The organism is Mesobacterium pallidum (assembly GCF_019966535.1).
GTDB classification, from domain to species: Bacteria; Pseudomonadota; Alphaproteobacteria; order Rhodobacterales; family Rhodobacteraceae; genus Mesobacterium; species Mesobacterium pallidum.
On sequence record NZ_JAIMID010000005.1, the window covers coordinates 25,078 to 51,683 of the forward strand.

At 67.9% G+C, this 26,606-nt stretch carries 27 protein-coding genes and 1 tRNA gene; 12 read left to right on the top strand and 16 right to left on the bottom strand.

Annotated elements, in window-relative coordinates:
* Positions 1 to 642 precede the first annotated feature (642 nt).
* Together MF270_RS09015 and MF270_RS09020 are read left to right on the top strand one after the other, a co-directional pair.
* Positions 643 to 780, top strand: a complete 138-nt coding sequence (locus MF270_RS09015) for a hypothetical protein (RefSeq protein WP_238365549.1) — start codon at positions 643 to 645, stop codon at positions 778 to 780.
* Positions 781 to 1,043: 263 nt separating this feature from the next.
* A complete protein-coding gene (locus tag MF270_RS09020) occupies positions 1,044 to 1,232 on the top strand; it encodes a hypothetical protein (RefSeq protein ID WP_238365550.1) in 189 nt (62 codons plus the stop codon).
* 70 nt (positions 1,233 to 1,302) lie between these two features.
* On the opposite strand, the gene MF270_RS09025 is transcribed toward MF270_RS09020, so the two are convergent.
* From MF270_RS09025 to MF270_RS09040, 4 genes are all read right to left on the bottom strand, one after another.
* Positions 1,303 to 1,379 (bottom strand) — tRNA-Pro (locus MF270_RS09025).
* A 51-nt stretch (positions 1,380 to 1,430) separates the two neighbouring features.
* The gene (locus MF270_RS09030; protein ID WP_272490717.1) at positions 1,431 to 2,402 is read right to left on the bottom strand and encodes a DMT family transporter; all 972 of its coding nucleotides are present in this window, start codon (positions 2,400 to 2,402) and stop codon (positions 1,431 to 1,433) included.
* Positions 2,403 to 2,585: 183 nt separating this feature from the next.
* Positions 2,586 to 3,692: a 3-isopropylmalate dehydrogenase gene (gene leuB, locus MF270_RS09035; protein ID WP_238365551.1), complete on the bottom strand. Its 1,107-nt coding sequence runs from the start codon at positions 3,690 to 3,692 to the stop codon at positions 2,586 to 2,588.
* A gap of 78 nt (positions 3,693 to 3,770) precedes the next feature.
* Positions 3,771 to 4,658: a LysR family transcriptional regulator gene (locus tag MF270_RS09040; protein ID WP_238365552.1), complete on the bottom strand. Its 888-nt coding sequence runs from the start codon at positions 4,656 to 4,658 to the stop codon at positions 3,771 to 3,773.
* 94 nt (positions 4,659 to 4,752) lie between these two features.
* Here MF270_RS09040 and MF270_RS09045 point away from each other — a divergent pair, with 94 nt between their 5' ends.
* The 4 genes from MF270_RS09045 (at position 4,753) to MF270_RS09060 (ending at position 10,276) form a co-directional block, all read left to right on the top strand.
* Entirely contained in the window at positions 4,753 to 5,637 is an 885-nt protein-coding gene (locus MF270_RS09045) for a Rossmann-fold NAD(P)-binding domain-containing protein (RefSeq protein ID WP_238365553.1), read from the top strand.
* Between the two features lie 188 nt (positions 5,638 to 5,825).
* On the top strand, positions 5,826 to 8,783 hold the full coding sequence (locus MF270_RS09050) for an error-prone DNA polymerase (protein ID WP_238365554.1): 2,958 nt from the start codon (positions 5,826 to 5,828) through the stop codon (positions 8,781 to 8,783).
* Between the two features lie 124 nt (positions 8,784 to 8,907).
* Positions 8,908 to 9,513, top strand: coding sequence for a uracil-DNA glycosylase family protein (locus tag MF270_RS09055; RefSeq protein ID WP_238365555.1), 606 nt, complete (start codon positions 8,908 to 8,910; stop codon positions 9,511 to 9,513).
* The gene (locus MF270_RS09060) at positions 9,491 to 10,276 is read left to right on the top strand and encodes an SseB family protein (RefSeq protein WP_238365556.1); all 786 of its coding nucleotides are present in this window, start codon (positions 9,491 to 9,493) and stop codon (positions 10,274 to 10,276) included. The genes MF270_RS09055 and MF270_RS09060 overlap by 23 nt, the downstream gene beginning before the upstream one ends.
* 205 nt (positions 10,277 to 10,481) lie before the next feature.
* Here the strand turns inward: MF270_RS09060 and MF270_RS09065 are convergent, their stop codons facing one another.
* From MF270_RS09065 to MF270_RS09080, 4 genes are read right to left on the bottom strand one after another with little or no spacing between them, the layout of a single operon-like run.
* Positions 10,482 to 11,414 (bottom strand): OmpA family protein, encoded by a 933-nt coding sequence (locus MF270_RS09065; RefSeq protein ID WP_238365557.1) that lies wholly within the window; start codon positions 11,412 to 11,414, stop codon positions 10,482 to 10,484.
* Positions 11,386 to 11,952 (bottom strand): peroxidase-related enzyme, encoded by a 567-nt coding sequence (locus tag MF270_RS09070; RefSeq protein ID WP_238365558.1) that lies wholly within the window; start codon positions 11,950 to 11,952, stop codon positions 11,386 to 11,388. Before MF270_RS09070 ends, MF270_RS09065 begins: the two co-directional genes overlap by 29 nt.
* Positions 11,949 to 12,674, bottom strand: coding sequence for a GNAT family N-acetyltransferase (locus MF270_RS09075; protein ID WP_238365779.1), 726 nt, complete (start codon positions 12,672 to 12,674; stop codon positions 11,949 to 11,951). The genes MF270_RS09070 and MF270_RS09075 overlap by 4 nt, the downstream gene beginning before the upstream one ends.
* Positions 12,674 to 13,396 (bottom strand): competence/damage-inducible protein A, encoded by a 723-nt coding sequence (locus tag MF270_RS09080; RefSeq protein WP_238365559.1) that lies wholly within the window; start codon positions 13,394 to 13,396, stop codon positions 12,674 to 12,676. Before MF270_RS09080 ends, MF270_RS09075 begins: the two co-directional genes overlap by 1 nt.
* A gap of 49 nt (positions 13,397 to 13,445) precedes the next feature.
* Between MF270_RS09080 and sfsA the strand changes: the two genes are divergently transcribed.
* Both sfsA and map read left to right on the top strand, forming a co-directional pair.
* Positions 13,446 to 14,153 (top strand): DNA/RNA nuclease SfsA, encoded by a 708-nt coding sequence (sfsA, locus tag MF270_RS09085; protein WP_238365560.1) that lies wholly within the window; start codon positions 13,446 to 13,448, stop codon positions 14,151 to 14,153.
* Positions 14,154 to 14,230: 77 nt separating this feature from the next.
* Positions 14,231 to 15,043 carry a type I methionyl aminopeptidase gene (gene map / locus MF270_RS09090; RefSeq protein ID WP_418887872.1) on the top strand — a complete coding sequence of 271 codons (813 nt, stop codon included), beginning with the start codon at positions 14,231 to 14,233 and terminating at the stop codon, positions 15,041 to 15,043.
* 88 nt (positions 15,044 to 15,131) lie between these two features.
* Here the strand turns inward: map and hisG are convergent, their stop codons facing one another.
* The 3 genes from hisG to hisS are packed head-to-tail and all read right to left on the bottom strand — an operon-like array spanning position 15,132 to position 18,390.
* Entirely contained in the window at positions 15,132 to 15,824 is a 693-nt protein-coding gene (hisG, locus tag MF270_RS09095; RefSeq protein WP_238365562.1) for an ATP phosphoribosyltransferase, read from the bottom strand.
* Positions 15,821 to 16,906: an ATP phosphoribosyltransferase regulatory subunit gene (locus MF270_RS09100; protein WP_238365563.1), complete on the bottom strand. Its 1,086-nt coding sequence runs from the start codon at positions 16,904 to 16,906 to the stop codon at positions 15,821 to 15,823. Before MF270_RS09100 ends, hisG begins: the two co-directional genes overlap by 4 nt.
* On the bottom strand, positions 16,906 to 18,390 hold the full coding sequence (gene hisS, locus MF270_RS09105; protein WP_238365564.1) for a histidine--tRNA ligase: 1,485 nt from the start codon (positions 18,388 to 18,390) through the stop codon (positions 16,906 to 16,908). The genes MF270_RS09100 and hisS overlap by 1 nt, the downstream gene beginning before the upstream one ends.
* Before the next feature lie 129 nt (positions 18,391 to 18,519).
* On the opposite strand from hisS, the gene MF270_RS09110 reads away from it, so the two are divergent.
* Positions 18,520 to 18,732, top strand: a complete 213-nt coding sequence (locus tag MF270_RS09110; RefSeq protein ID WP_238365565.1) for a SlyX family protein — start codon at positions 18,520 to 18,522, stop codon at positions 18,730 to 18,732.
* Positions 18,733 to 18,750: 18 nt separating this feature from the next.
* Here MF270_RS09110 and MF270_RS09115 read toward each other — a convergent pair whose 3' ends face one another.
* Complete coding sequence (locus tag MF270_RS09115) at positions 18,751 to 19,701, bottom strand: hypothetical protein (protein WP_238365566.1); 951 nt, start codon at positions 19,699 to 19,701, stop codon at positions 18,751 to 18,753.
* A gap of 188 nt (positions 19,702 to 19,889) precedes the next feature.
* Here MF270_RS09115 and argB point away from each other — a divergent pair, with 188 nt between their 5' ends.
* Genes argB through MF270_RS09130 form a run of 3 tightly spaced genes read left to right on the top strand, consistent with a single transcriptional unit; the run spans position 19,890 to position 21,949 of the window.
* Entirely contained in the window at positions 19,890 to 20,777 is an 888-nt protein-coding gene (argB, locus tag MF270_RS09120; RefSeq protein WP_238365567.1) for an acetylglutamate kinase, read from the top strand.
* Complete coding sequence (locus MF270_RS09125) at positions 20,722 to 21,429, top strand: ferredoxin (protein WP_418887873.1); 708 nt, start codon at positions 20,722 to 20,724, stop codon at positions 21,427 to 21,429. The genes argB and MF270_RS09125 overlap by 56 nt, the downstream gene beginning before the upstream one ends.
* A gap of 31 nt (positions 21,430 to 21,460) precedes the next feature.
* Complete coding sequence (locus MF270_RS09130) at positions 21,461 to 21,949, top strand: SixA phosphatase family protein (RefSeq protein ID WP_238365569.1); 489 nt, start codon at positions 21,461 to 21,463, stop codon at positions 21,947 to 21,949.
* 15 nt (positions 21,950 to 21,964) lie between these two features.
* On the opposite strand, the gene MF270_RS09135 is transcribed toward MF270_RS09130, so the two are convergent.
* The 4 genes from MF270_RS09135 to MF270_RS09150 form a co-directional block, all read right to left on the bottom strand.
* Entirely contained in the window at positions 21,965 to 22,732 is a 768-nt protein-coding gene (locus MF270_RS09135) for an amino acid ABC transporter ATP-binding protein (RefSeq protein WP_238365570.1), read from the bottom strand.
* A gap of 12 nt (positions 22,733 to 22,744) precedes the next feature.
* The gene (locus MF270_RS09140; protein ID WP_238365571.1) at positions 22,745 to 24,040 is read right to left on the bottom strand and encodes an amino acid ABC transporter permease; all 1,296 of its coding nucleotides are present in this window, start codon (positions 24,038 to 24,040) and stop codon (positions 22,745 to 22,747) included.
* 1 nt (position 24,041) lies between these two features.
* Positions 24,042 to 25,256 carry an amino acid ABC transporter permease gene (locus MF270_RS09145; RefSeq protein ID WP_238365572.1) on the bottom strand — a complete coding sequence of 405 codons (1,215 nt, stop codon included), beginning with the start codon at positions 25,254 to 25,256 and terminating at the stop codon, positions 24,042 to 24,044.
* A 151-nt stretch (positions 25,257 to 25,407) separates the two neighbouring features.
* Positions 25,408 to 26,424, bottom strand: a complete 1,017-nt coding sequence (locus MF270_RS09150) for an amino acid ABC transporter substrate-binding protein (RefSeq protein WP_238365573.1) — start codon at positions 26,422 to 26,424, stop codon at positions 25,408 to 25,410.
* Between the last annotated feature and the right edge of the window lie 182 nt (positions 26,425 to 26,606).

Consider the following 26,606-nt stretch of genomic DNA (forward strand, 5'->3'; position numbering starts at 1 on the left):
GCTAAGTGCGTACTCCGCCCATTCCACCGAAATCTGCGCATTTTGTGGGCAACCACAAGAGAGAACGGCCGTATCTGCCCAATCCTCGCGCACATTGCCCACTTCTTGGGCGCTGATGATCCAAGCTGGCGCCATCGCTTCGAGTCATGCCCCAGCGGACCACGAAGGCACAGTCTCTGGAAGAACTTTCCCATGGCCGTTACCGCCTTCCCAACCTGCGGCCCCCTGCCCGAGCGCGCAGCCGGGTCGCGCCCACGCCGCCCCGCGCGCAGTCCACCGCCACGACCGAAGGGCGGAGGGCCGCTCCCCCGCAATAACCCCTGATCCCCTGCCCCGCCTTGACCGCGTCATGACCATGCACGACCGGTCCGGTGGCTCGCCTGCCCGTCTGCCCTGCCCCGAGGAAACTGTCACCTCAACGGTCCTTGGCGGCCACCAGTGGCTTTCGTGTGGAACCAGCAGAGACCGGCAAAGGGTCTACTTGCAGCGTGTCGGCCCCATTCGCCGCGCCGTCCCGCGACCTGAAGCGGCGCCGAGACCGGGGCTCTGCCGGTTCCAGCGCACCACCGACGACGTCTCCTACATGAGCGCGGCCGCCTTGCCCGCGCACCCGGTCGATCGTTACTGGCACCGGCTAGGCGCTTGACCGCGCGGCCCGAGCTCGCCGCCAACCCCGCCTCGCTTGGTGTCGGGCGCGATGCCAGCCCGGCCTGGCTGACCCGCGCCGAAGACCCAGAGACGGCCGTCAACGTGATGGTCCGGCCCTGGGTCTGGTCGTAGCTGCTGGTCGCGGCCCGCATTATCCAACGCGAGGTCCTGGGCCGCCACATGAACATGTCCGTCGCGGAGCGGATGAGCGGCGCAGCCGAACGAAAGATCCGGCCCAACGTGGACGAGATGTGCAGGCCCGAACCCGCCGTGCGCGGCACCCGCTGCGATCACCCTGTCATGGACTGGGATTTCGGCAGCGACGCGCATTGCCACCGTCGCATCCATGTCCGCTACATGCTCAGGACACGCACGGGACTCTGTCGGCGCGAACGATGCGCGAGGTCGCCGCCGAGCGGGGATGGCGGACCTACGAGCCGTGGAACAGTGCCACCGAGATCGACAACTCCGCGCGTCTGCACGACCTGCCGGAAGAAGACATCTTCCGTGCCTCTGACATGTGTATCGGTCACCTGACCCAGAACGAATGCACCGCGCTGCGCGACAGGATCTCGCGGTCCTGACCTGCGCCGCATCCGGCCATGCTCCGGCCGAGACCAACGAAAAAGGGCGCCGTCGGCGCCCTTGTTTCATTGGTCGGAGTGAGAGGATTCGAACCTCCGGCCCCTGCCTCCCGAAGACAGTGCTCTACCAGGCTGAGCTACACTCCGACCGTGACGGGCGGACTACACAAAGCCCGCGCCCTTGGCAAGCGCCAATCGTCAGCTTTGTGTGGCCCGCCGCGCGGTTTGGCGGCGGCGCAGCAGCCGCAGCATCGGGCCGATCCGGAACGCGCTCGGCGTGTAGCCGCGCGAGCGGGTGCGCAGCACCGGCGTCGTGGTCGAGGTGCCGCCACGGCTCTCGCGGACGACGATGTAGATGCCCGACAGGATGATGATCGAGGCGCCGATCAGGGTCGCCCGGTCGATGCTCTCGTCAAAGAAGACATAGCCGAAGAACGCCGCCCAGATGATCTGCGAATACTGCATCGGCGCGACGATCGCCGCCTCGGCGTTGCGGTAGGCCGCGATCAGGCACAGCCCCGCGACAAAGCCGAAGGCCGAGATCACGCCGACCAGCCCCAGATCCTCGACCGGCATGGGTTCGTAGACGAAGGCGAGAATCACCGCCATGATCACGAAGTTCGCCGCCAGCGGATAAAGCATCAGCACGATGCTGCGCTCTTCGTTGCTGATCTTGCGCACGATGATCGAGGCCATGGCGCCGAAGACCGCCGCGCCCAGCGCCGCCGCATGGCCCAGCGTCAGATCGGCATCGCCGGGCCGCAGCACAACGAACACGCCGACGAGGCCGGCAACCACGGCCGCGCCGCGATGGATGCCGACCTTTTCGCCCAGCACGGGGATCGCCAGCAGCGTGATCAGCAACGGCTGGGCAAAGAGAATCGCGTAGGTCTGCGCCAGCGGCAGCACGGAAAAGGCATAAAAGGCGCTCATCGCCGTGATGACCGAACAGATCGTGCGCAGTGCCGTCCACCACGGGTGCACCGGGCGCAGGTTGCCGTGCGTGACGTCCTGCATCAGCATGAAGGTGACCAGCGGAAAGCTCAGCAGGGAAGAGAAAAAGATGATCTGGAACGGCGCATAGGTCCCGCCCAGCACCTTTATGACGACGTCGTGTGTCGCGTAGATCGCAAAGGCAAGAAGGGCGAAGAGGGCGCCTTTCACATTCATGACGATGCTCCTGATTGTCGGCCGGGCCACCTGCCGGGGCACCTGCGTTCCCGTCACTTTAGGCCAGATGGGTAAAGAGACAACAAGCCCCCGGGCCGGTTTTTCCGGCGCGGGGGCTTGCATGCACCGTCTCCCGGCGGGGAGACGGTGAAAATCATGACGCGCGGCAGCGCGCCAATCGGATCAGAGGCTCGCGTCGAGCGCCGCGATCACCGCGTCGCCCATTTCCGACGTGGTGGCCGGGGTGGCGCCCTCGACGTTCAGCAGGTCGGCGGTGCGGATGCCCTGGCCCAGCACGTCGTTGACGGCCTTTTCCAGTCGGTCGGCCTCGTCGCCCCGGTCGAAGGAATAGCGCAGCGCCATGGCGAACGACAGGATACAGGCACAGGGGTTGGCCTTGCCCGTGCCCGCGATATCCGGGGCCGAACCATGGACGGGCTCGTAAAGCGCCTTGGGCCGCCCGTTCGCCATCGGCGCGCCGAGGCTGGCCGAGGGCAGCATCCCGAGCGAACCGGTCAGCATGGCCGCAAGGTCCGACAGCAGGTCGCCGAACAGGTTGTCGGTGACGATCACGTCGAACTGCTTGGGCCAGCGGGTCAGTTGCATGGCGCCGGCGTCGGCATACATGTGGCTCAGCTCGACATCCGGGTACTCGGCATCGTGGATCTCCTGCACGACATCGCGCCACAGGATGCCCGATTCCATCACGTTGGCTTTCTCCATCGAGCAGACCTTGTTGCCGCGCTTGCGCGCCATCTCGAAGGCCGACCGCGCAACCCGCGCGATCTCGCTCTCGGTGTAGCGCTGGGTGTTGATGCCCACGCGCTCGTTGCCTTCCTTGATGATCCCGCGCGGCTCGCCGAAATAGACACCGCTCGTCAGCTCGCGGATGATCATGATGTCCAGACCGGCGACAACGTCCTTTTTCAGCGAGCTGAAATCGGCCAGCGCGTCAAAGCACTGGGCCGGGCGCAGGTTGGCGTAGAGGTCCATCTCCTTGCGCAGGCGCAGCAGGCCCCGCTCGGGCTTCACCGAGAAATCCAGCTTGTCGTATTGCGGCCCGCCCACGGCGCCCAGCAGGACGGCATCGACCTCCTGCGCTTTCGCCATCGTGTCGTCATGCAGCGGCGTGCCGTGCTTGTCGTAGGCGCAGCCGCCCACCAGGTCCTCGCTCACGTCGAAGGTCAGGCCGCGCTTGGCACCGAACCAGTCGATGATCTTGCGCACCTCGGCCATGACCTCGGGGCCGATCCCGTCGCCGGGCAGGATGAGAAGCGAAGGATTGGACATGCGGGGTCTCCATTGGTGGGCCGTCAGGCCGGATGTGTCGTCAAATCGGCACTCGGGTAAACCCTGCCGCGCGAAGGGTCAAGAAACGAAGGGGCGCAGCCCCGCCGCCAGCATCTCCCAGGCGCGCCGGATACGGGGCGTGTTGCGCATCGCCTGCGCCGCGGCCAGCCACATCGGGATGCCGGGAATGTCGAAATCCGGCAGCAGCCGATCGAGCAGCGGATCGGCCATCCCGACCTTGAGCTGCCCGAAGCCGATCCCGCAGCCCTGCCGGACCAGCTCCCAGTTAGTCGCCTGCGCGTCGCAGCGGGTGCCGAACCAGCCGCGCTCGGCCGGCAGGCCCGCCGCGCGCATGCCCTGAAGGATCACGTCGCTGCGGTCGTAGCCTACCAGGTGATGGTCCGCGAGGTCCTCGGGCCGCTCCGGCCGCCCGGCCCGTGCAAGGTAGCGTTTTGCGGCGAAGATCCCGATCGGCACATCCCCCAGCTTGCGCGTGATGATGTCCAGCTGGTCGCTGCGGTACATCCGCACCGCGATGTCCGCCTCTCGGAACAGCAGGTTCTCGGTGCTGTCGCTGGGCAAGAGGTCGATCTCGATCTCGGGCTCCTCCGCCCGCATCTGCGCGATGATCCCCGGCAGGATGTAATGCGACACGAGGTGGGGCGCGGTGATCCGCACGGCGCCCGCCAGCCGCGTCTCGGCCCCCGCGACGCTCAGCGCCACCTGCCCCATCGCGTCGCGCATGGCGCGCGCCGGCGCGATCAGCGCCGCGCCGGTCCCGGTCACCTCGAAGCCGCGTGGACGGCGGTGGAACAACTCCGCCCCCAGCCGCGCCTCGATCTCGCGCACCTGGCGGCCGACCGTGGGCTGGGACGAGCCCAGCTGCCGCGCCGCCGCGCTGAGGCTGCCGGTCTCGGCCACCGCCAGGAAGACCTCCATCAATGACCAGTCGATCCGCATATCCATTCAGTATTGAATGGATGATCTGCGACTCCTGTCAATTCCCAAAAACCTGCGCATGGCCGATATTCTCTTCAGACACCTCGACAGGAGACACGACATGACCCGCACCGTCCTTCTCACCGGCGCCTCCGGCAAGATCGGCCACCATGCTGCCAAGGCGTTCTCGGACGCCGGCTGGCAGATCCGCCGCTTCCAGCGCGGCACCGACATGACGCAAGCCGCGCAGGGCTGCGACGTGATCGTCAACGGGATGAATCCGCCCAAGTACCACAACTGGGCCGAGATCATCCCCGAGATCACCCGCCAGCACATCGCCGCCGCCCGCGCCTCGGGCGCCACGGTGATCATCCCCGGCAACGTCTACACGTTCGGCGACCGCTGCGACGGCGCCTGGGACGAGACCACGCCCCACCGCCCCTGCAGCCGCAAGGGGCAGATCCGGGTCGAGATGGAGCAGGCCTATCGCGACGCCGGCATCCAGACCATCGTGCTGCGGGCCGGCAATTTCATCGACCCCGACAGCGCCGACGACCTGTTCTCGATGATCATCCTCGGCAAGCTGGGCAAGAACCGCTTTGTCCACGCCGCCGACCCCGCGGTGCGGCAGGAATGGTGCATCCTGCCCGACTGGGCCCGCGCCGCCGTCGCGCTGGCCGACAAGCGCCACGACCTCGCTGCGTTCGAAGACGTCCCCTGCGGCAACCACGCCGTGACCGGGTCCGAGCTGAAAGCCCGGTTCGAGGCGCTGACCGGCCGCAGCCTGCGCGACGCCTCCTTCGCCTGGTGGCAGCTGCGCCTCGCCGCTCCGGTGCTCGAACTTGCGCGCGAACTGCTCGAAATGCGCTATCTCTACGATCTCGACCACGCGCTGTCGGACGCCAAGCTGCGCCGCCTGCTGCCCGACTGGGCACCCACCCCGCTGGACCAGGCGCTCGCGGCCAAGCTGGCGATGACCACCGGCACCACCGCGAAGGCAGCGTGAGGGAGTGAGGGGCCAGCCCCTCACACACCCCGGAGTTTATCGGCACAATGAAGCAGGGGATCCGATCCGCTCTTCATTGTGCTTCTAAACTCCCGCCGGAGGCATCCGACACCGGCCACGAGCGCCATCGTCTCGGATCACGACACGGACTCCAAAAGGGAACAAAACGTGAATATACTCTCCCGACCATGACCGTCGAGCTGTCGATTCTCTCCAACTTCACCTTCCTCACCGGGGCCTCCCACCCCGAGGAGTACATGGACCGTGCGGCCACCCTCGGCCTCGATGCCATCGCCATCGCCGACATCAATTCCGTCGCGGGGATCGTCCGCGCCCATACCCGCGCCAAGGACATCGCCCGCCGTGTGGCCGAGCGGCGGCGCTTCGACGCCGAACACGGCCTGATCGGCCCGCCCGCACCCGAGGGCTGCCCGCCGGCGCCCTCCTTCCCCATCTACCACGTCCCCCGCCTGCTGCCCGCCGCGCGGCTGCGCTTTACCGACGGGCCCGACGTCACCGCCCTGCCCGAGAACCGGCAAGGCTGGGCCCGGCTCTGCCGGCTGCTGTCGCGCGGGCGGCTCCGGGCCGACAAGGGAGACTGCATCCTGCACCTGTCGGACCTTCTGGAGGGGGCAGAGGGGCTGCGGCTCCTGCTCCACCCGCCACGGGCGCTGCCGGAGACGCCCGGCGCGGGCGGATGGCGGCAACAGGCGGAACGGCTGTCGCGCCGGCTCGGGGGGCAGATGGCGCTGCTGCTGACGCCCCGCTACGATGGCCAGGACCCGGCGCGTTTCGACGCGCTCGCGGCCGAGGCCGTGCGGCTGGGCCTGCCCACGGTCGCCTCGGCCGCGCCGGTCATGCACCACGGCCGCCGCCGCAGGCTGGCCGACGTGATGACTGCGATCCGCCTTGGCCGCCGGGTCGACAGCCTGGGCCGCGCGGCCCTCGCCAATGCCGAGCAGCGCCTGCGCTCCGCGCCCGAGCTGCGCCGCATCTTCCACGGCCACGAGGGCGCCATCGACCGGGCGGCAGAGCTGGCGGCACGCCTCGAGTTCCAGCTGGACCAGTTGCGTTACGAGTACCCGTCCGAGATCGCCGATGGCGAATCCCCCGCCCAGCGCCTCTCGCGCCTCGCCCACGAGGGGCTGCGCTGGCGCTATCCCCATGGCGCGCCCGAGCGGGTCCGCGCCATGCTGGACCACGAGCTCACCCTCATCGGCAAGCTGAACTACGAGCCCTATTTCCTCACCGTCCGCGACATCGTCGCCTTTGCGCGCGCGCGGGACATCCTCTGCCAGGGGCGCGGGTCGGCCGCGAACTCGGTCGTCTGCTACTGCCTCGGCGTCACCTCGGTCAGCCCCGAGATCGGCACCATGGTCTTCGAACGCTTCGTCAGCGAGGCCCGCGACGAGCCCCCCGACATCGACGTCGATTTCGAACACGAGCGCCGCGAAGAGGTCATCCAGTGGATCTACGAGCGCTACGGCCGCCACCGCGCGGGCCTCTGCGCCACCGTGATCCACTACCGCGGCAAGCGCGCGATCCGCGAGGTCGGCAAGGTCATGGGCCTCAGCGAAGACACCATCGGCGCGCTCAGCTCGCAGCTTTGGGGGTTCTTCAGCGCCGACGGGGTCGAGGACCAGCGGATGCGCGAGATCGGCCTCGACCCCGCCGACCGGCGCCTGCAGCAGACCATGGCGCTGATCCACGAGATCATCGGCTTTCCCCGCCACCTTTCCCAACATGTCGGCGGCTTCATCATCACCGAGGGGCGGCTCGATGAGCTTGTCCCGATCGAGAACGCCACGATGGAGGACCGCACGGTCATCTGCTGGGACAAGGACGATATCGACAGCCTCGGCATCCTCAAGGTGGACGTGCTGAGCCTTGGGATGCTGACCTGCATCCGCAAGGCGTTCGACCTGATGAAGACCCACGTGGGCCAGGACTGGACCCTCGCCACCCTGCCGCCCGAGGACCCACGCGTCTACGACATGCTCTGCGCGGCCGACAGCATCGGCGTCTTCCAGGTGGAAAGCCGCGCGCAGATGAACTTCCTGCCGCGAATGCGGCCGCGCAACTTCTACGACCTGGTGATCGAGGTGGCAATCATCCGCCCCGGCCCGATCCAGGGCGACATGGTCCACCCCTATATCCGCCGCCGCAACGGGGAGGAGAAGGTGGAATTCCCCTCGGACGCCCTCGGCCAGGTGCTGGGCAAGACGCTGGGCGTGCCGCTGTTCCAGGAACAGGCGATGCAGATCGCCATCATCGGCGCGGGCTTCACGCCCGAAGAGGCGGACCGCCTGCGCCGCTCGCTCGCCACGTTCAAGAAGCATGGCAATGTCAGCGAGTTCCGCGAACGCTTCATGCGCGGAATGGCGCGGAACGGCTACGACGACGACTTCGCCGCGCGGTGCTTTTCCCAGATCGAGGGCTTCGGCAGCTACGGCTTTCCCGAAAGCCACGCGGCCAGCTTTGCCCTGCTGGTCTATGCCTCGGCCTGGATCAAGTGCCACCACCCGGGCATCTTCGCCTGCGCGCTGCTGAATTCGCAGCCCATGGGGTTCTACGCCCCGGCTCAGATCGTGCGCGACGCGCGCGAACACGGGGTCACGGTGCGCCCCGTCTGCATCCAGTCCAGCTACTGGGACAACGTGATGGAGCCGGACGGGCGCGGCGGGCTCGCCCTGCGGCTGGGGTTCCGGCAGATCAAGGGGCTCAAGGAGGAAGACGCCGCCTGGATCTGCGCCGCCCGCGGCAACGGCTACCGCACGGTCGAGGATGTCTGGCGCCGCGCCGGCCTGGCCTCGGCCGTGCTCGCTCGTCTGGCCGAGGCGGATTGCTTTGCCGACCTCGGGCTCTCGCGCCGCGAGGCCCTGTGGGAGGCGCGCGCGCTGAAGGGACCCGAGCCGCTGCCGCTGTTCTCCGGCGACATGGATGGCGAGGGGATCCTGGAACCCGCCGCCCACCTGCCCGCGATGACCGAGGGCGAGGAGGTGGTCGAGGATTACGTCGCCATGCGCCTGACCCTGCGGCGCCACCCGATGGCACTGCTGCGCCCCTACCTGACGCCGGGCGCGGTTGGTAGGGACAGGACTGGGGGGCCAGCCCCCCAAACCCCCCGGAGTTTACAGGCACAATGAAGAGGGATCCCGATCCGTGTCTTCATTGTGCCAATAAACTCCCGCCGGAGGCATCCCGAACCAGCCGTCCGCCCACCGCCCGTGCGGTTTGATCCCGCCGCAACAGGCGCCTATCTCTGGGCGCATGACCTTCGATGCGCTCAAGACCCGGATACGTGGCTGCACGATCTGCGCAGACCGCTTTGCCGCGACCGAGACCGGCCATGCGCCGCGGCCGGTGCTGCTGGCCGAATCCTCGGCACGGGTGCTGATCGCGGGGCAGGCGCCGGGGATGCGGGTGCACCTGTCGGGGCGGCCCTTCACCGACCCGTCGGGGGACCGGCTGCGCGACTGGATGGGACTGGACGAAGAGGCCTTCTACGACACGGCCCGCGTGGCCATCGTGCCCATGGGCTTCTGCTTTCCGGGCTACCGCAAGGGTGCGGACCTGCCGCCGCCGCCGATCTGCGCGCGGACATGGCGGGCGGAGGTGATGGCGCATCTGCCGAACGTGCAACTGACCCTCGCCGTGGGCGGGGCGGCGCAGAAGTGGCACCTGCCGGGCGCCGGCAATGTCACCGACACGGTGCGCGGCTGGCGGGGCTGCGGCGACGTGATCCCCTTGCCTCATCCGTCCTGGCGCAATACCGCATGGCTGAAACGAAACCCGTGGTTCGAGGACGCCTTGCTGCCCGAGCTGCGCGACCGGATCCGAAAGGTGCTGAAAGATGCAGACCGAGACCGCGCTTGACCGCGCCCATGCGGCGATGGAGGCCGGCGGCGACGCCGAACGGCTGCAGTTCTACGCCACCCTCGCCGATGCCGAGCTGGTCGTGCTGCTCGAGACCGAGCCCGAGGGCGAGACCCTCTCGCCCGAGGTCTTCGAGCTGTCGGACATGACCTGCATCCTCGCCTTCGACACAGAGGAGCGGCTGTCGCGGTTCACCGGCCGGCCGGTGCCCTACGCGGCGCTGTCGGGGCGGGTGATCGCGGGGCTGCTGCAAGACCAGGGGATCGCGCTGGCGCTGAACCTCGAGGTCGCGCCGTCGCAGACCATCCTGCCGCCCGAGGCGCTGGGGTGGCTGACCGAAACGCTGACCCATGCGCCGGACGAGGCGCAGGCGCGGCCCGTGGCCTTCGACCGCCCGCAGGGCCTGCCCGAAGCACTGCTGGGCGCACTCGACGCGCGGCTGGGGGCCATGCCGGGGTTGGCGCGCAGCGCGTTCCTTGCGCGCGTCACCTACGATGACGACAGCCGCGGGCACCTTCTGGCGTTTTCCGGCGCCGCGCCACGCGCCCATGCGCCGCTGGCCAAGGCGGTGGGTGAGGCGCTGACCTTTTCCGGCCTCGACGCCGGGGCGCTGGACGTGACCTTTTTGGGCGACGGAGACACCGCGCTCGAGGCGCTGGCGCGGGTGGCCTGGCGGTTCGATATCCCCGAGCCGGTGCAGCCGAAGGTGGCCGAAGTCAAGGCGCCGGGGATGGACCCGGACGCGCCGCCGAAGCTGCGATAGGGCTTGGGGCGGAGCCGCGCGTTGGCTGAACGCGGGGTGGGGTTCTGACGGTTGCGGGATGCGCTTTGGCCTGGCCACGTCCGTAGAACGTCCCCAGCGCGCGGGCATGGCACCTCGTCGCCCCGTCGGGGCAGGTCATGCGCACAGCCTGCCGCCGGCATGACGCAGTGTGGCAAGCGCAGGCACCCAGACCCAACCGACGCCTCTATTCCGTCGAGATCAGCACCGCCTCGACGCGCCGGTTGGCCTCGCGCCCCTCGGGGGTCAGGTTGCTGGCGACGGGCGACAGGTACCCCATCCCCTCGGCCGAGATCTGTTCGCGCGGGACGCCGAATTCTCTGACCAGCCGGTCCGCGACCGAGGCGGCGCGGCGGCGCGACAGGGCGATGTTCGACTCGAGCGCCCCGACCGAATCGGTGTGCCCCACCAGCGCCACCTGCCGCCCCGGGTTCGCCACCAGGTACTGGCCCAGCGCCGCGAGCGTCGCGAAGGGCCCCTCGCCCAGCTCGGACGAGCCCGTGCGGAAGGTCAGGTCGGACAGCACGACGTGGCCCCGCGCCTCGAGCTCTTCGGACAGCGGCCCCTGCGGCCCGGAGGAGACGATGACGGCGCCGCGGGTGATCTCTTCGTCCCCTTGGCCAACCTGCACGACCTGCAGGAAACTGGCCGACAGGTTGTGGCTGGCCAGCAGCGACACGTGATCCGCGCCCGCTTCGCCCTCGCGCACGGCCGAGATGAAGTGGAAATCGGCGAGGTCCACGTGCATCGCGGGTTCGGGCAACACCTCCGTCCCGAAGCGGAAATCGAACCCGCCGCAGATCGTGGCCGCGCAATCGAGCAGCAGGTCGTAGCCGTCCGTCAAGAGCTGCTCGCGGATCGGGGCGAGGACCTGCAGGTTGGTCAGCCCGGGCGTCTCGATCCGCCAAGCCTGCCGCGTCACGGCGCCCTCGACCAGCAGGGCCGGCACGGTCTCACCCGTCCAGGGCGCGATGGGCAGGGCGTAGCTGGCGCGCGGCTCGGCCTGCTCCTCGACCAGCCGCGCACCGACCGGCAGGTCGAGCGTCAGCGCCATGGCCGGCCCCGCAAGCAAGGCCAGCAGGGCCGCCAGATTAGCGGAACGAACCGTGGTATTCGTCATTCGGACGCATGTCGATGGCGCTGGCCACGCGGTTGGACATGTTGAAGAAACCGGTCACGTTGGCGATGTCCCAGATGTCACGATCCGAGAAACCCGCGTCGCGCAACGCCTGCCGGTCGGCTTCGACCACGGTGTGGCTTTCCCTGGTGACCTTTTCGGCAAAGGTCAGCATGGCCCATTGCCGCGCGTCAAGGTCGGCCGCGCGCCAGTTCATCACCATCTGCTCGCCCAGGATCGGGTTGCCCGACAGCTGCCGCACGGCCGCGCCATGGGCGGTCAGGCAGTAGAAGCACTTGTTGATCGAGCTGACGACGACCGCGATCATCTCGCGTTCCAGCTTGCTCAGCGCGCTCTCGCCCAGCATCAGGTCATTGTAGAGTGCGGTGAAGGCGTTCAGCTTGTCGATGTCGAAGGCATGGGCGCGCAGCACGTTCGGCACCATCCCCAGCTTTTCGTCGCAGATGTCGAAGTATTTCTGCGTCTTCTCGGGCAGCGGATCGACCTGGGGCAGGTCGAGGGCAGAGATCTTGTGGCTCATCGGGGCTCCTCCTTGATGCGGTAGTGATAGGCGCCGACGTCCGTCATGCCCAGCCCGCGATAGAGCGCGTTGCCCCCGGTGTTGCCCCGCGTCACGGCCAGCGCGAGGGTCTGCGCGCCGTGGTCGCGCGCCCAGAGCGCGGCCTTGCGCATCAAGAGCGCGCCCATGCCCTTGCGGCGCATCTCGGGCAGGACCTCGATGGCGTGGATCATGGCGATGTCGCCGTCGAGCGCCACAAAGGCCGTGCCGCCCGGCGCCATGTCGCGGCGGGTCAGCAGGGCCGATTTCGGGCCCGTGACGCGGTCCATCACCGCCCAGCGGGCCGGGCCGATGCCGCCCTTCTCCCAGATCCGGCGCTGGATCGCCAGCGGCTCCCAGACCGCGTAATGGACGTAGCCGGGCATCGGGTCGCGCAGCAGGTCGTCCACGTCGATGGCATAAAGCGTCACCGGGTCGACCACCACGTAGCCGCGCGCGGCGAGCGCCGCGTCCAGCGCCTCTTCCCCCCCACGGACCTGGAAGAGGGCAGGCTGGCCAAGCTTGGCCATGGCCGCTTCGGCGGCCGCGATATCGCCCGGCGTCCAGGCCCCGTCGGCCGTGGCGGCCGAGACGCGCTTGCCACCGCCCTGCCCGTCGCGGATCGTCCAGGGGCCAAGGGTCTGCTTCGCGGCGGCGGGCCAGGTCGCCTCCATCGCCGCGTACAGCCTGTCTTGCGTCGGCATCATTCCGGGAACAGCCGCGACAGCCGCGCCATGGCCGCATCCACCTGCGCACCATCCGCGCCGCGGATCACCACGTTGGCACCGTAGATCCCGTCGCGCTGGAACGGGTAAGACCCGATCGAGAGCTCGGGGAAATCCGCCGCCAGGTCCGACAGCGGCCCGGCGATCAGGCCTTCGCCCTGCATGATGCGCAGCGATTGCGACAAGAGCGGCGCGCCGCCGACAAGGCCGGGCAGAACGCTGGCGACCATGGCCTGGAACACCGCCGGCACGCCCGCCATGACATGCACGTTCTCAAGTGTGAAACCCGGCGCGATCGAGACCGGGTTCTCGATCAGCGTAGCGCCGTCGGGGATGCGGGCCATGCGCTGGCGGGCCGCGTTGAACTCCACCCCCTGGCGGTCGTAATGCGCGGCCAGCAGCGCCCGGGCATCGTCGCGGATGGTGATGCCGACGCCGAAGGCCGCGGCGATGCATTCCGCCGTGATATCGTCATGGGTCGGCCCGATGCCGCCGCTGGTGAACACATGGTCCTTCGTTTCGGCCAGCGCCTTCACCGCGCCGATGATGGCGTCCCGGTCGTCCGAGACGACGCGGACCTCTTTCAGGTCGATCCCCTTGTGGGTCAGCTCCTGCGCGAGGTAGTGCATGTTGCTGTCGCGGGTGCGGCCCGACAGGATTTCATCCCCGATCACCAGCATGGCTGCGGTTGGATTCGGCATGGCCCAGGCCCCCTTGCGTATTCGTCTGGCAGAGGTATAGCCCCGCCCCATGCGCTTTCAAACCCCGCTCGTCCCCGCCCGCCTTGTCCGCCGCTACAAACGCTTCCTCGCCGATTGCACGCTGGAGGACGGCACCGAGGTGACGGCCCATTGCGCCAACCCGGGCAGCATGATGGGGCTGGCCGAGCCGGGCATGCGGATCTGGCTGGAACCGAACGACGATCCGAAGAAAAAGCTGAAATATGGCTGGCGGCTGGTCGAACATGAGGGCGGGCATTTCACCGGCGTCGACACCTCGGTGCCGAACCGCGCCCTGCGCGGCGCGCTCGAGGCGGGGGTGGTGCCGGGGCTTTCGGGCTACGACACGGTGCGCCCGGAGGTGACATACGGCGTGGGCAGCCGGATCGACTTCCTGCTGACCGGGGCAGGCCGGCCCGATTGCTATGTCGAGGTGAAATCCGTGACCCTCTCGCGCCAGCCGGGCCTTGCCGAGTTCCCCGACAGCGTGACCGCGCGCGGCACCAAGCACCTCGGGGAGCTGGCGGCGATGGTGACCGAAGGGCACCGCGCAGTCATGCTCTACCTCGTGCAACGCACGGATGCGGCGCGGTTCACCCTGGCCGAGGATATCGACCCGGCCTATGCCGCCGCCTTTCGCGCCGCCCGCGACGCGGGGGTCGAGGCGATCTGCATCGGCACGACGATCACGCCCGAAGGGGTTGAAGTCGCGGACCCGATCCCCATCGAGATCCCGTGATTTCGGAGCCTCTGGCAAATCCCCGCGCAAAACCTTACAATATGCCGCAAGTGCATAACATCCCGGGAGCTTTCGGCTTGGACAAGGACCACCGCGGCAAGGTCACGCGCGACGGCATTCGCATCTACGACACGACGGACTTTGCAGGGATGCACAAGGCCGGCGAACTGGCTGCGCGCATCCTCGACGAGATGATCGAGCATGTCTTCCCCGGCCAGACCACGGCCGAGATCGACCGCATCATCGAGGCCAAGGTGACCGAGGCAGGTGCGAAATCGGCCACGATCGGCTACCGCGGCTACCAGCACGCCAGCTGCATCAGCATCAACCACGTGGTCTGCCACGGCATTCCCGGCGACAAGAAGCTCAAGAACGGCGACATCCTGAACATCGACGTCACGGTGATCGTGGATGGCTGGTACGGCGACACCAGCCGCATGTACGTGGCCGGCGACCTGAGCCGCAAGTCCGAGCGGCTGATCCAGGTGACGCATGACGCGCTGATGCTGGGGATCGAACAGGTCAAGCCGGGCAACACCTTCGGCGACATCGGCCACGCGATCCAGACCTACGTGGAAAAGCAGCGCATGTCCGTGGTGCGCGACTTCTGCGGCCACGGGCTGGGGCGGGTGTTCCACGCCCCGCCGAACGTGCTGCACTACGGCCGCCCCGGCACCGCCGCGCGGCTCGAGGAAGGCATGTTCTTCACCATCGAGCCGATGGTGAACCTCGGCCGGCCCGAAACCAAGGTGCTGGCCGACGACTGGACGGCGGTGACCCGCGACAAGTCCCTGTCGGCACAGTTCGAACATTCGGTCGGCGTGACGGCGGACGGGGTCGATATCTTCACCCTCTCGCCCGCCGGCAAGTTCCACCCGACCTATGGCTGAGCCCCAAGATTATTCTGACGAATAATCTTGGGTGGCGCGCGCGGCGTGAAAATTCTTCGTCAGAAGAATTTTCCGGGTCTGGCCCCGATCAGACGTCGAGCTTCTGGCACAGCTGTCGCACGATGTCGCGCTCGGCGTCGCTGGCCGCCGCGTTGCGCGACCGGAACAGCGTCGCCTGGCTTTTCAACACCAGCCCGTCGCCGAGGATCTTGAGGTGGTTGGCCCGCAGCGTGTCGCCGGTCGAGGTGATGTCGGCCACGGCCTCGGCGCTCTCGTTCTTGACCGTGCCTTCCGTCGCGCCCTGGCTGTCGACCAGTTGGTAATCGGCCACGCCCGCATCGCGCAGGAAGGTGCGCACCAGCCGGTGATACTTGGTCGCGATCCTCAGGCGGAAGCCGTGCACGCGCCGGAAGGCCGCCGCCGCCGCGTCGAGATCGTCGAGCGTATCGACGTCGATCCAGCAGGCCGGCACCGCGATGATCAGGTCGGCATGGCCAAAGCCCAGCTCGGCCAGGGGCTCCACCTTCTGCTCCCACCCGGCCAGCTTTTCCTGCACGAGGTCGGTGCCCGTGACCCCGAGGTGAATGCGCCCCGCCTCGAGCTCGCGCGGGATTTCCCCCGCCGACAGAAGCACCAGCTCGACCCCGTCGATCCCGTCGACCGCGCCGGCGTATTCCCGGTCCGACCCGGTGCGCGACAGCGTAACGCCGCGCGCGCCGAACCAGTCGAAAGTCTTTTCCATCAGCCGCCCCTTGGAGGGCACGCCCAGCTTGATCGTCATGCCGAGAGCCCTCCGAGTTCGACCGCGAGGCCGGGGCGGATCACCCCGCCGACGGCCGGAATCTCGCGCCCGGCGCCCAGTTGACGGGTCAGCGCATCATAGCGCCCTCCCGTGGCCACGGGGGGCAGGTCGGGCCGGCCCGACGCGTAGAAGCCAAAGACGAAGCCGTCGTAATATTCCATCGAGGTCCGTCCATAGGTCGCCTCGAAATCCAGTTGCTCGACATCCACCCCGCGCGCGGCCAGCGCGTCGATCCGGGCGGCCAGCCGGTCCACCGCGTCGGCGATGGCCGGCAGGTCCACCGCGAGGTCGCGCAGGCGCTCCAGCGCGAAGGGGCAGGTTTCCTTGACCTGCGCCACGGCTTCCACCAGGTCCAGCTGCTCGCGCGAGATCGGCGGCGTGGCGGCGTCTTCGCGCAGGGCGTCGATCCGGTCCGCGACCTCGGCGGCGCTGCGCAGCCCGATCTGCGGCGCGGTGCATGTGACCTTGCCGTCCAGCAGCGCGCGGCGCGTGTCGGGCATTTGGCGCTTGCCCGAGAAGCGTTCGAGCAGCGCGCGGAAGCGGCGCGGGCGCCAGAGGTGGCGCATCAGCGCGGCCTTGCGCCGCTCGCTCGTCGCCAGCCCCTGCACCGCCGCGATGAGGATGCCGATGTCGCCGGTCGCCGCGTGCAGGTGCAGCGGCGCCAGCGCCTCGCGGATGAGCGCGTAGACCTCGGCATCCGCCTCGGCCGGGTTTTCGCGGTCAAAGATCTCGTAACCGACCTGGATGTACTCGGTCGGCCGGTTCAGGGCCTCGTCCTCCTGCATGCGGAAGACCTCGCCCATGTAGGTGTAGCGCGCGGGCTCCGCCCCTTCGGCCATGTGGCGTTGAACCACCGGCACGGTGAAGTCCGGGCGCAGCATCAGCTCGCCGCGCAGCGGGTCATGGGTGACGAAGGCGCGGGCGCGGATGTCCTCTCCGTAGAGATCCAGCAGCGTGCCGGCCGGTTGCAGCACGCCGGTATCGACCTGGCTTGCCCCCGTGGCCAGAAAGCGATCGAGGAGGCCCTGGGCCTCCTCCTTGGTGCGGCGCAGCTCGGGCATCAGGAATAGCTCTCGATGATCTCGCGAACCTTCGCCACGAGGTCCCCGCGCGGCACCTCGTACTGGCTCGGCCGCTCTTTCCATTCGTCCAGCGTCGCGTTCTCGGCGATCCTGGCGCCCAGCACCAGGTCCTTGATCTGCACGACGCCGCGCGCCTTTTCGTCCCCGCCCTCGATCACCGCGACCGGGCTGCCGCGCCGGTCGGCGTATTTCATCTGGTTGCCGAAGTTCTTGGGGTTGCCAAGGTAGACCTCGGCCCGGATGCCTGCCGCGCGCAGCTCGCCCACCATGGCCTGGTAATCGGCCATGCGGTCGCGGTCCATGACCGTGACGACGACCGGGCCCTGTTCGGCCCCGCCGATGCGACCCTTTTCGCGCAGCGCGGCCAGCAACCGGTCGACGCCGATGGAGACGCCCACCGCCGGAACGGTCTGCCCGGTGAAGCGCGCCACGAGGTCGTCGTAGCGCCCGCCGCCCGCAACGCTGCCGAACTGGCGCTTGCGGCCCTTGTCGTCGAGGATCTCGAAGGTCAGCTCGGCTTCGAACACCGGGCCGGTGTAATAGCCAAGGCCGCGCACGACGCTGGGGTCGATCTCGATCCGGTCGGGGCCATAGCCCTGCGCGTCCAGCAGCGCGGCGATCTCTTCCAGCTCGGCGATGCCTTCGGCCCCGATGGCGCTGTCACCCACGGCGGCGCGCAGGTTGGCCAGCGTCTCGGCCGCGTCCGCGCCCTTGGAGGTGAGGAAGGCCACCACCGGGTCGGCCTGCTCGGCCCGCAGGCCCACGCCGTCGATGAAGGCGCCCGAGGCGTCCTTGCGCCCCGTGGTCAGCAGCTCTCGCACGCCGGCCTCGCCCACCTTGTCGAACTTGTCGATGGTGCGCAGCACGGCGTCGCGGTCCTGGTCCTCGCCCAGCCCCATGGCTTCAAGCACACCATTCAGAACCTTGCGGTTGTTCACCCGCACCACGTAGTCGCCACGCGGAATGCCGACGGTCTCGAGGCAATCGGACAGCATCGCGCAGATCTCGGCATCGGCGGCCATGGAGGCCGTGCCGACCGTATCCGCATCGCATTGATAGAACTGGCGGAACCGACCGGGCCCCGGCTTTTCGTTGCGCCAGACCGGGCCCATCGCGTAGCGGCGGTAGGGCGTCGGCAGATCGTTGCGGTGCTGGGCGTAGACCCGGGCCAGCGGGGCCGTCAAATCATAGCGCAGGGCCAGCCAGTCGCCGCGGTCATTCTCGTCGAACTCCTGCCAGGCAAAGACGCCCTCGTTCGGGCGGTCCACGTCGGGCAGGAACTTGCCCAGCGCCTCGACCGTCTCGACGGCCGAGGATTCCAGCGCGTCGAAGCCGTAGCGATGGTAGACCCCGGCGATCTGCGCCAGCATCTCGGCGCGCTCGCGCACCTCGGCGCCGAAATAGTCGCGGAACCCTTTCGGCGTTTCGGCCTTGGGGCGGGGGGCTTTTTTCTGCTTGGCCATCGGTCTGGTCCTCGGGCGGAATTGCGAGGCCCGTGTAGCCGCAAGCGCCGAAAGGGGCAAGCGGCGCGGGCTTTCGCGGCGGCGCCATGCGCGCTATGAAACGCGCAGATGACAAGAGGGCCAGGGCCGATGGACGACGACAGCCGGATCGAAACGCTCGAGGCGCATGTGGCCGAGCTGCAGCGGCAGGCCGAGGAGCTGTCGGAGATGCTCGCCCTGCGCGGCCGCGAGGTGGACGAGCTGACGCGCAAGGTGGCCATGCTGATGGAGCGCGAGATCGCGCGGCAGGCCGATGGCGAGGGCGGGATCTACTTCGGCGACGAGAAGCCGCCACACTGGTGACCCGGCCCGGGGCCGGGGTCAGTTGGTCTTGATATCGGTGGCCGCCACGTCGCCCTGCGACAGCAGGATATTCGCCCAGCGCGCGTTCGAGCCGAAATTCTCGTAGACCGAGACAAAGACCGTGTCCCGCTCGAGCTTGCTCATGGCACTGCCGCAGGGCTTGCCCTTGCCGACCCGGCAGATGCGCGACTTGACCTGTTCGTAGGCGGTGTCGGTCGAGGAATAGGGCTGCACCTTGGCCGGCAGGCCATAGCGCAGCTGTTCATGCATCTCGGCGCTGCCGAACATCGCCAGCGCGCCCGAGAAGACGCGCACGCAGTCATCCTCGAACCCGGTCACGTAGAAGGCGCGGCGCGCGGTGCTGCCGGGGTTGCTGTCGTAGATGCGGTAGGTCGGGCGCCGTTCGGGGTAGCTGGCGACCTCGCGGCCCAGGCCGTTCCGCGGGAAATTGCAGACCCGCGCCACCTCGCCGTAGGTGGGCACGGTGCCGAAAGCGATGCCGTCGTCCTGCTGCGCGGACTGCTGGCGGCGGCCGAAGAGACCGCCCCGCTGCGGCGCCACGTCGGCCTGCGGCTCGAGCGAGGCGACCTCGACCCCCTCCTCCGTAGCCTGCGGCTGGGCGCCGGCGCCCGAGAAAAGGCCAAGCAAGCCACCATTACGCTCGGGTTCGGCTGCGGCGGCCGTCTCTTCGACGACCTCGCCGGTCTCGCCGTTCTCGATCACCGCATCCGCCTCGAGCGATGCCGAGGGCTCGGCCGGGGTGCGGCGGAACATGGCACCGAAGAGCCCGCGGGCCTGGGTCTGCGCCGCCTCCGTGTCGCCGGCGGTCGGCAGGGCGGCCATGGCCCGGTCCTCGACCGGGATGTCGACCTGCGACAGCTTTTCGACGCGGTCCAGCGACGACGAGCAGGCCGTGGCCAGGGCCAGCGCGGCCAGGGCAAGGACAAGACGGGGGGCGATATGTGACATGCCTGGGCTCCTTCCCGCGAAGGCGTAGCAAATTCACATGCGAATGGTCCAGCGCAGATGCGCGGACCGGCGGACATGCGCCGCGTGCTGCCCATTCGCACGGCGCACCGGGTGCCGGCCCAGCGGCTTGCACCATGACGCGGGGACAGGTAATCCCAAGGGGGACAAAGGCCCTGAGGACCACGAGGATGAAAACCCGCGACATGAACCGTGACTGGATCGCCACCGCCCGTACCCTTTCGCAGGCCATGCCCTACATGCGCCGCTACACCGGCGCCGTGGTCGTCATCAAGCTGGGCGGACACGCCATGGGCTCGGACGAGGGGATGGAAATCTTTGCCCGCGACGTGGTGCTGATGCAGATGGTGGGCATCCACCCGGTCATCGTCCATGGCGGCGGGCCGCAGATCAACCGCCTGCTGGACAAGCTCGAGATCAAGTCCGAGTTCCGCAATGGCAAGCGCGTCACCGACGCGGCCACCATGGACGTGGTCGAGATGGTGCTGTCGGGCAGCGTCAACAGCACCATCGTGCAGGCCATCGCCCGGCAGGGCGGCAAGGCCATCGGCGTGTCGGGCAAGGATGCCGGGCTGATCGAATGCACGCAGACCGATCCCGACCTCGGGTTCGTCGGCACGCCGTCCAAGGTCGATCCGACGATCCTGCACGACATGTTCGCGTCGAACACGATTCCCGTGATCGCCCCCATCGGCACCGGCGAGAACGGCGAGACCTACAACATCAACGGCGACACGGCGGCCGGCGCCATCGCGGCCGCGCTCAAGGCCGACCGGCTGCTGCTGCTGACGGATGTTTCGGGCGTCAAGAACGCCGCCGGAGAGGTCGTGACCGAGCTGACGCCGGAACAGATCCGGTCGCTCACCGCCGAGGGCGTGATCGCGGGCGGGATGATTCCCAAGACCGAGACCGCGCTGATGGCGATCGAGGGCGGCGTGCGCGCGGCGGTGATCCTTGATGGGCGGGCGCCCAATGCCTGCCTGCTCGAGCTTTTCACCGAGCATGGCGCCGGCTCGATCATCCGGGCCGGCGACCTGCCCCCCATTGCCCGCGACTGACCTCGGCGCGCTGGCGTCCGGCGCCGCCGCGCGGCACCTGACCATCCTCGGCGGGTTTCACCCCGCCGAGGGCGAATCCCTGCTGCTGCTGGGCCCGGGCGAGCCTTCGTTCTGGCCCGCGTTCGAGGCCAGCCCCGAACGCGCCGATGGCAAACCCGACCCGATGGACCGCTGGTCGCACCGGGTGATCGGTGCCTGGGCCGCCGAACTGGGCGCCACGGCGCATTTCCCCGACGACCGGCCCTTTCCGCCCTTCTACGACTGGGCGCTGCGCAGCGGAAACTGCCATGCCTCGCCCATCCTCATGCTGGTGCATGACCGGGCCGGGCTGCTGGTGTCGTTCCGCGGGGCACTGCGCCTGCCCTGGCATGTGGACCTGCCCGCCACCGCCCCGTCGCCATGTACCGGCTGCGCACGGCCCTGCCTTTCGACCTGCCCGGTGGGCGCGCTGACGACCACGGGTTACGACGTCGCCGCCTGCACCGCCTGGATCGGATCGCCCGACGGGGCGGAGTGCCTGACCGCGGGATGCCTCGCCCGCCGCGCCTGCCCGCCGGCGCGGGACTGGCCGCGCGATCCGCGACAATCGGCCTTTCACATGGCCGCCTTTCTGGCCGCGAACGGGGTGCCGCCGCGCAGCCCGCACGGCTAGAGTGGCCGCAGAGAATTCCGGGGATTCGATCATGACCAAGCGCCTCGTGCTCATGCGCCACGCCAAGTCCGACTGGTCGATGAACCTTGACGATCACGCCCGCCCGCTGAACCCGCGGGGGCTGCGCGCGGGTGTTGCGCTGGGGGACTGGCTGCGCGCGCAAGGCATCACGCCGGACCAGGCCCTGGTGTCGGATGCCATCCGCACGCGCGAGACCTTCGCGGGGCTCGGCCTTGCCGTCGCCCCCGAATACCTGCGCGGGCTCTACCTGGCGACGCCCGAGCAGATGCGCGCGGTGCTGTCCCGCGCCACGGGCGACGTGGTGCTGATGATAGGGCACAACGACGGGATCGGCACGCTGGCCGCCGCGCTGGTCGATGAGCCGCCCGAGCACGATCGGTTCTACAATTACCCGACCGGTAGCACGCTGGTGGTCGATTTCGACATCGACGACTGGGCGGACCTTGGCATGAAAAAAGGCCGCGCGGCGCATTTCATCACGCCGCGCGACCTTGAATGATCCCGCCCTTGGGACTCAGTGCCCGAGGATCTGGCTGAGGAACAGCTTGGTCCGCTCGTTCTGGGGATTGTTGAAGAAATCGTGGGGGTTGTTCTGCTCCACGATCTGGCCATCGGCCATGAAGATCACCCGGTTCGCCACCGCCTGGGCAAAGCCCATCTCGTGCGTGACGCAGAGCATGGTCATGCCTTCCTCGGCCAGGCTCACCATCGTGTCCAGCACCTCCTTGATCATCTCGGGATCAAGCGCCGAGGTCGGTTCGTCGAACAACATGATCCGCGGCTTCATGCAGAGCGACCGCGCGATCGCCACCCGCTGCTGCTGACCGCCCGAGAGCTGGCCGGGATACTTGTCGGCCTGTTCGGGGATCTTCACCTTCTCGAGGAAATGCATCGCGGTTTCCTCGGCCTCGCGCTTGGGGATCTTGCGGACCCAGATCGGCGCGAGGGTGCAGTTCTCGAGGATCGTCAGGTGCGGGAAGAGGTTGAAGTGCTGGAACACCATCCCGACTTCCGACCGGATCTTGTCGATGTTCTTTAGGTCCGAGGACAGCACGGTCCCGTCCACCTCGATCCGGCCCTTCTGATGCTCTTCCAGCGCGTTGATGCAGCGGATCAGCGTCGACTTGCCCGACCCCGAGGGGCCGGCAATGACGATCCGCTCGCCCCGGTACACCGTCAGGTCGATATCGCGCAGCACGTGGAACGTCCCGTACCACTTGTTCATCTTGTCGATCGAGATCGCGACCTCGTCCGAAACCTTCATTTGGGTCTGTGCAGACATGTATCGGACTCCTTACCGGTGGTCGCGTTGCAGCTGGCGTTCAAGCCACTGCGAATATTGAGAGATCGAATAGCAGACGACGAAGAACAGCAGGATCGCAAAGCTCCAGAGTTCCCAGTAGACGCCGTTCCATTCGGTCGAGGCCAGGATCGGGCCGCGGATCATGCCGACCATGTCGAACATCGAGATCACCGAGACCAGCGTCGTGTCCTTGAACAGGCCCACCGCCACGTTGACGATGCCGGGGATCGAGATCTTCAGCGCCTGCGGCAGGATGATCAGCCGCATCGACTGGCCGTAATCGAGGCCAAGGCTGTCCGCCGCCTCGTACTGGCCGCGCGGCAGGGCGGCGAGACCGCCCCGGATCACCTCGGCGATATAGGCCGAGGCGAACATGGTGATCATGATGATCACCCGCAGCACCAGGTCGAAGTTCGTGCCCGGCGGCAGGAAGTACGCCAGCACCACGTTGGCCACGAACAGCAGCGTGATCAGCGGCACGCCGCGGATGAACTCGATGAAGACGACGCAGATCCACTTGACGATGGGCAGGTCCGACTGGCGGCCCAGCGCCAGCAGGATGCCGATCGGCAGAGACAGAGAGATACAGACCGTGCCAAGGATCAGGTTCAGCATGAACCCGCCCAGGTCACGGCTTGGCACCGGCTCAAGCGCGATCACGCCCTCGGCCGCGCCGACAAGAAACCCGCCGGCCCACCAGGTGACCAGCGCCCCGACCACGGCGAGGGCCGCGCCGCCGGCAAAGCTTTGCCGTTCCACCTGCTTGAACAACAGGTAGCCGACGACAAAGCCCAGCAGACCCACAAGCGGCGCAAAGATCGTGCCGCCCCAGATCAGCCAGAAGCCGACGAAGGGATAGAGCCCGGTAAAGATCAGCATTTTGCGCGGCGCCTTGGGGTAGAGCACCGGCGCGACCGCGACCAGCAGCAGGACAAAGGCCAGGGTCGGCCGCCAGTACTGGTCGTTCGGGTAGGCCACACCGAACAGCAGCTGGTTCCAGCGCTCGGTCAGGACGGCGAAGCAGCCGCCCGTGGCGCCGTCCAGCACCTCGCGGCAGGTGGCCAGCGAATCGGCGTTCCAGATGCCGCCCAGGAACCAGGGCAGCGACCCCGACAGCAGCCGGAAGATGATGTAGACCGCGACGAGGGTCAGGATCGTGTTGAACCAGCCCGAGAACAGGTTCTCGCGCATCCACTTGACCGCCCCGGCCTCGGAGGCCGGCGGCGGCTGCTGCGGCAGCATCGTGTCGCGCACGTAGGCGACGGCATGTGCGTGGGTGTCAGACATCTCAGCGCTCCCTCATCCGCACGGCATTGTTGTAGGCGTTCATGATGGCCGAGATGGCCAGGCTGATCGCCAGGTAGAAGGTCATCAGCAAGAGCACCGATTCGATGGCCCGGCCGGTCTGGTTCAGCGTGATGCCGCCCAGCGTGCCCGTCAGGTCCATGTAGCCCACCGCGATGGCGAGCGACGAGTTCTTGGTCAGGTTCAGGTATTGCGAGATCAGCGGCGGCACGATCACCCGCAGCGCCTGCGGCAGCACGACCAGGTTCATGATCCGGCCCGGGCGCAGGCCCAGCGAGGCGGCGGCCTCGGTCTGGCCCTTGCTGACGGCAAGGATGCCGGCGCGCACGTTCTCGGCGATGAAGGCCGCGGTGTAGATCGACAGCGCGAACCACAGCGAGATCAGCGAGTTGCGCATGAAGATCCCGCCCTGGAAGTTGAACCCGGCAAGGGCCGGGTATTCCAGGCTGATCGGCCGGCCAAGCAGGAAGAACACCAGCAGGGTCGGCACGAAGAACAGGCCGACCGACGGCCAGAGCGTCTTGATGACCCGGCCCTCGGCGTAAAGCTTCTTGGTCGCGTAGCGCTTGAGGCCGAAGATGCCGATGATCGAGGCGATGAAGACCGCGACCACGATCCAGCCGCCCGGCCCGAAGATCGGCAGCGGCGCGTAGAAGCCCCGGCCGGTAAAGGCGAAGCTGCCCCAGACCATCGAGGCGGTCGCATCATCCCCGCGGAAGTCGCGCGGCTGCGGCAGCACGGCGACAAAGATCGCCATGATCACGAGGATCCAGATCAGCACCGGCACGTTGCGGAAGATTTCGACATAGACCGCCATCAGCTTGCTGACGAGCCAGTTGTTCGACAGGCGCAGCACGCCGACGACCACGCCGATCACCGTGGCGGTGATGCAGCCCAGCACCGCCACCAGCAGCGTGTTCAGCACGCCGACGACCGAGGCACGCCAGTGGGTCGACTGGCTGGTATATTCGATCAGGCGCTGGTTGATGTCGTAATTCGCGGGCTCCCCAAGGAACCCGTAGCTGAAATTCAGGCCCGCGGCCCGCAGGTTGTTGACCAGGTTGTAGCCCAGCCACGAGAAGGCGGCGATCAGCAGAAGCAGAGCTATGAGCTGAAAGGTGAGCGACCGGTAACGGGTGTCGTAGATCAGTTGCGAAAACTGGAACGAACCCGACGGCGGGTCGGAGACTGAAGTCATGCTGTCATCCCTGTGTGAGCCTTGGTCCGGCCGATCGGCGGGTTTGCCCGCTCTGTCTCGCCGGTGGCTGCGTTTTTATGAAGTGGTCCGGAAAGGCCCCCGGACAAAAGCTGAAAGGGGCGCGGTGTGATCCGCGCCCCTTTCGTGTTCCTCAGCGGAACGGCGGGCTGTAGAGCAGGCCGCCGTCGGTCCACTGCGCGTTCAGGCCGCGCGCCAAGCCGATCGGGGTCGATTCGCCGATGTTCTTGGCGAACAGTTCACCGTAGTTGCCGCCGGCCATGATGGCCTTCTTGGCCCAGTCGGCCTCGAGCCCCATCATCTCGCCCAGGTTGCCGGCCGAGCCTAGCAGGCGGTTGATTTCCGGGTTGTCGGTGCCGGCCGACAGTTCCTCGACGTTGGCCGAGGTCACGCCGTATTCCTCGGCCGCGATCAGCGCGTTCAGCGTCCAGCGGACCACATCGCCCCACTCGCTGTCGCCATGGCGGACAAGCGGGCCCAACGGCTCTTTCGAGATGATCTCGGGCAGGATGATATGCGCCGACGGGTCTTCGAACGCGGCGCGGGTGGCCGCGAGGCCCGACGCGTCGGTCGTGTAGACGTCACAGGCACCTTCCAGGTACAGCGGCTGCGCCTCTGCGTTGGTCTCGATCGGAACCGGCTCGTAGCTGATGTTGTTGATGCGGAAGAAATCCGCCAGGTTCAGCTCGGTCGTGGTGCCGGTCTGGATGCAGACCGTGGCGCCGTCGAGTTCCTTGGCCGAGCTCACGCCCAGCTCTTTCGGGACCATGAAGCCCTGGCCGTCGTAGTAGTTCACGCCGACGAATTCGAACTTGAGGTCGACGTCGCGCGAGAAGGTCCAGGTGGTGTTCCGGGCCAGCATGTCGATCTCGCCCGAGGCGAGCGCGGTGAAGCGGGTCTTGCCGGTGGTCGGTACGAATTCGACGGCCATCGGGTCACCCAGCACGGCCGCGGCGACGGCACGGCAGACGCCAACGTCGAACCCGTCCCAGTTGCCGTTCGCGTCGGGCGCCGCAAAGCCGACCAGACCGGTCGTCACGCCGCAGTTCAGCTTGCCGCGCGCTTTGACATCGTCAAGCGTCGCTGCAGCCGCTGCGCCTGCCGAAAGGGCAGCAACCGCCAGCGTGCCAAGGAGTACGGATTTCTTCATGTTTACCTCTTCCTGATGTGTCGCCTCTTTTCCGAGGCTTTTCGTCCGGCCCAACGGCCGGGTTTAACGCCAAAAACGGCCAAAGCCGCCGTCAACTCAAGAATTGTGGTCAGAGACGCCGGGGATCGTCAAGGGAGTCCGGGGGGAAAATGACCAAAGGTTAGGCAGAAAGCGACATGCGC

Coding starts and splice junctions, on each gene's coding strand:
- MF270_RS09130 (WP_238365569.1), top strand. CDS start 21,461: ATGACCAAGCGCCTCGTGCTCATGCGCCACGCCAAGTCCGACTGGTCG.
- leuB (WP_238365551.1), bottom strand. CDS start 3,692: ATGTCCAATCCTTCGCTTCTCATCCTGCCCGGCGACGGGATCGGCCCC.
- MF270_RS09150 (WP_238365573.1), bottom strand. CDS start 26,424: ATGAAGAAATCCGTACTCCTTGGCACGCTGGCGGTTGCTGCCCTTTCG.
- MF270_RS09065 (WP_238365557.1), bottom strand. CDS start 11,414: ATGACGAATACCACGGTTCGTTCCGCTAATCTGGCGGCCCTGCTGGCC.
- MF270_RS09075 (WP_238365779.1), bottom strand. CDS start 12,674: ATGCCGACGCAAGACAGGCTGTACGCGGCGATGGAGGCGACCTGGCCC.
- MF270_RS09055 (WP_238365555.1), top strand. CDS start 8,908: ATGACCTTCGATGCGCTCAAGACCCGGATACGTGGCTGCACGATCTGC.
- MF270_RS09080 (WP_238365559.1), bottom strand. CDS start 13,396: ATGCCGAATCCAACCGCAGCCATGCTGGTGATCGGGGATGAAATCCTG.
- MF270_RS09110 (WP_238365565.1), top strand. CDS start 18,520: ATGGACGACGACAGCCGGATCGAAACGCTCGAGGCGCATGTGGCCGAG.
- MF270_RS09060 (WP_238365556.1), top strand. CDS start 9,491: ATGCAGACCGAGACCGCGCTTGACCGCGCCCATGCGGCGATGGAGGCC.
- MF270_RS09050 (WP_238365554.1), top strand. CDS start 5,826: ATGACCGTCGAGCTGTCGATTCTCTCCAACTTCACCTTCCTCACCGGG.
- MF270_RS09145 (WP_238365572.1), bottom strand. CDS start 25,256: ATGACTTCAGTCTCCGACCCGCCGTCGGGTTCGTTCCAGTTTTCGCAA.
- MF270_RS09100 (WP_238365563.1), bottom strand. CDS start 16,906: ATGCCCGAGCTGCGCCGCACCAAGGAGGAGGCCCAGGGCCTCCTCGAT.
- MF270_RS09140 (WP_238365571.1), bottom strand. CDS start 24,040: ATGTCTGACACCCACGCACATGCCGTCGCCTACGTGCGCGACACGATG.
- MF270_RS09070 (WP_238365558.1), bottom strand. CDS start 11,952: ATGAGCCACAAGATCTCTGCCCTCGACCTGCCCCAGGTCGATCCGCTG.
- MF270_RS09030 (WP_272490717.1), bottom strand. CDS start 2,402: ATGAATGTGAAAGGCGCCCTCTTCGCCCTTCTTGCCTTTGCGATCTAC.
- hisG (WP_238365562.1), bottom strand. CDS start 15,824: ATGACGATCAAGCTGGGCGTGCCCTCCAAGGGGCGGCTGATGGAAAAG.
- MF270_RS09135 (WP_238365570.1), bottom strand. CDS start 22,732: ATGTCTGCACAGACCCAAATGAAGGTTTCGGACGAGGTCGCGATCTCG.
- hisS (WP_238365564.1), bottom strand. CDS start 18,390: ATGGCCAAGCAGAAAAAAGCCCCCCGCCCCAAGGCCGAAACGCCGAAA.
- MF270_RS09115 (WP_238365566.1), bottom strand. CDS start 19,701: ATGTCACATATCGCCCCCCGTCTTGTCCTTGCCCTGGCCGCGCTGGCC.
- sfsA (WP_238365560.1), top strand. CDS start 13,446: ATGCGCTTTCAAACCCCGCTCGTCCCCGCCCGCCTTGTCCGCCGCTAC.
- MF270_RS09020 (WP_238365550.1), top strand. CDS start 1,044: ATGCGCGAGGTCGCCGCCGAGCGGGGATGGCGGACCTACGAGCCGTGG.
- argB (WP_238365567.1), top strand. CDS start 19,890: ATGAAAACCCGCGACATGAACCGTGACTGGATCGCCACCGCCCGTACC.
- MF270_RS09040 (WP_238365552.1), bottom strand. CDS start 4,658: ATGGATATGCGGATCGACTGGTCATTGATGGAGGTCTTCCTGGCGGTG.
- MF270_RS09045 (WP_238365553.1), top strand. CDS start 4,753: ATGACCCGCACCGTCCTTCTCACCGGCGCCTCCGGCAAGATCGGCCAC.
- MF270_RS09125 (WP_418887873.1), top strand. CDS start 20,722: ATGGCGCCGGCTCGATCATCCGGGCCGGCGACCTGCCCCCCATTGCCC.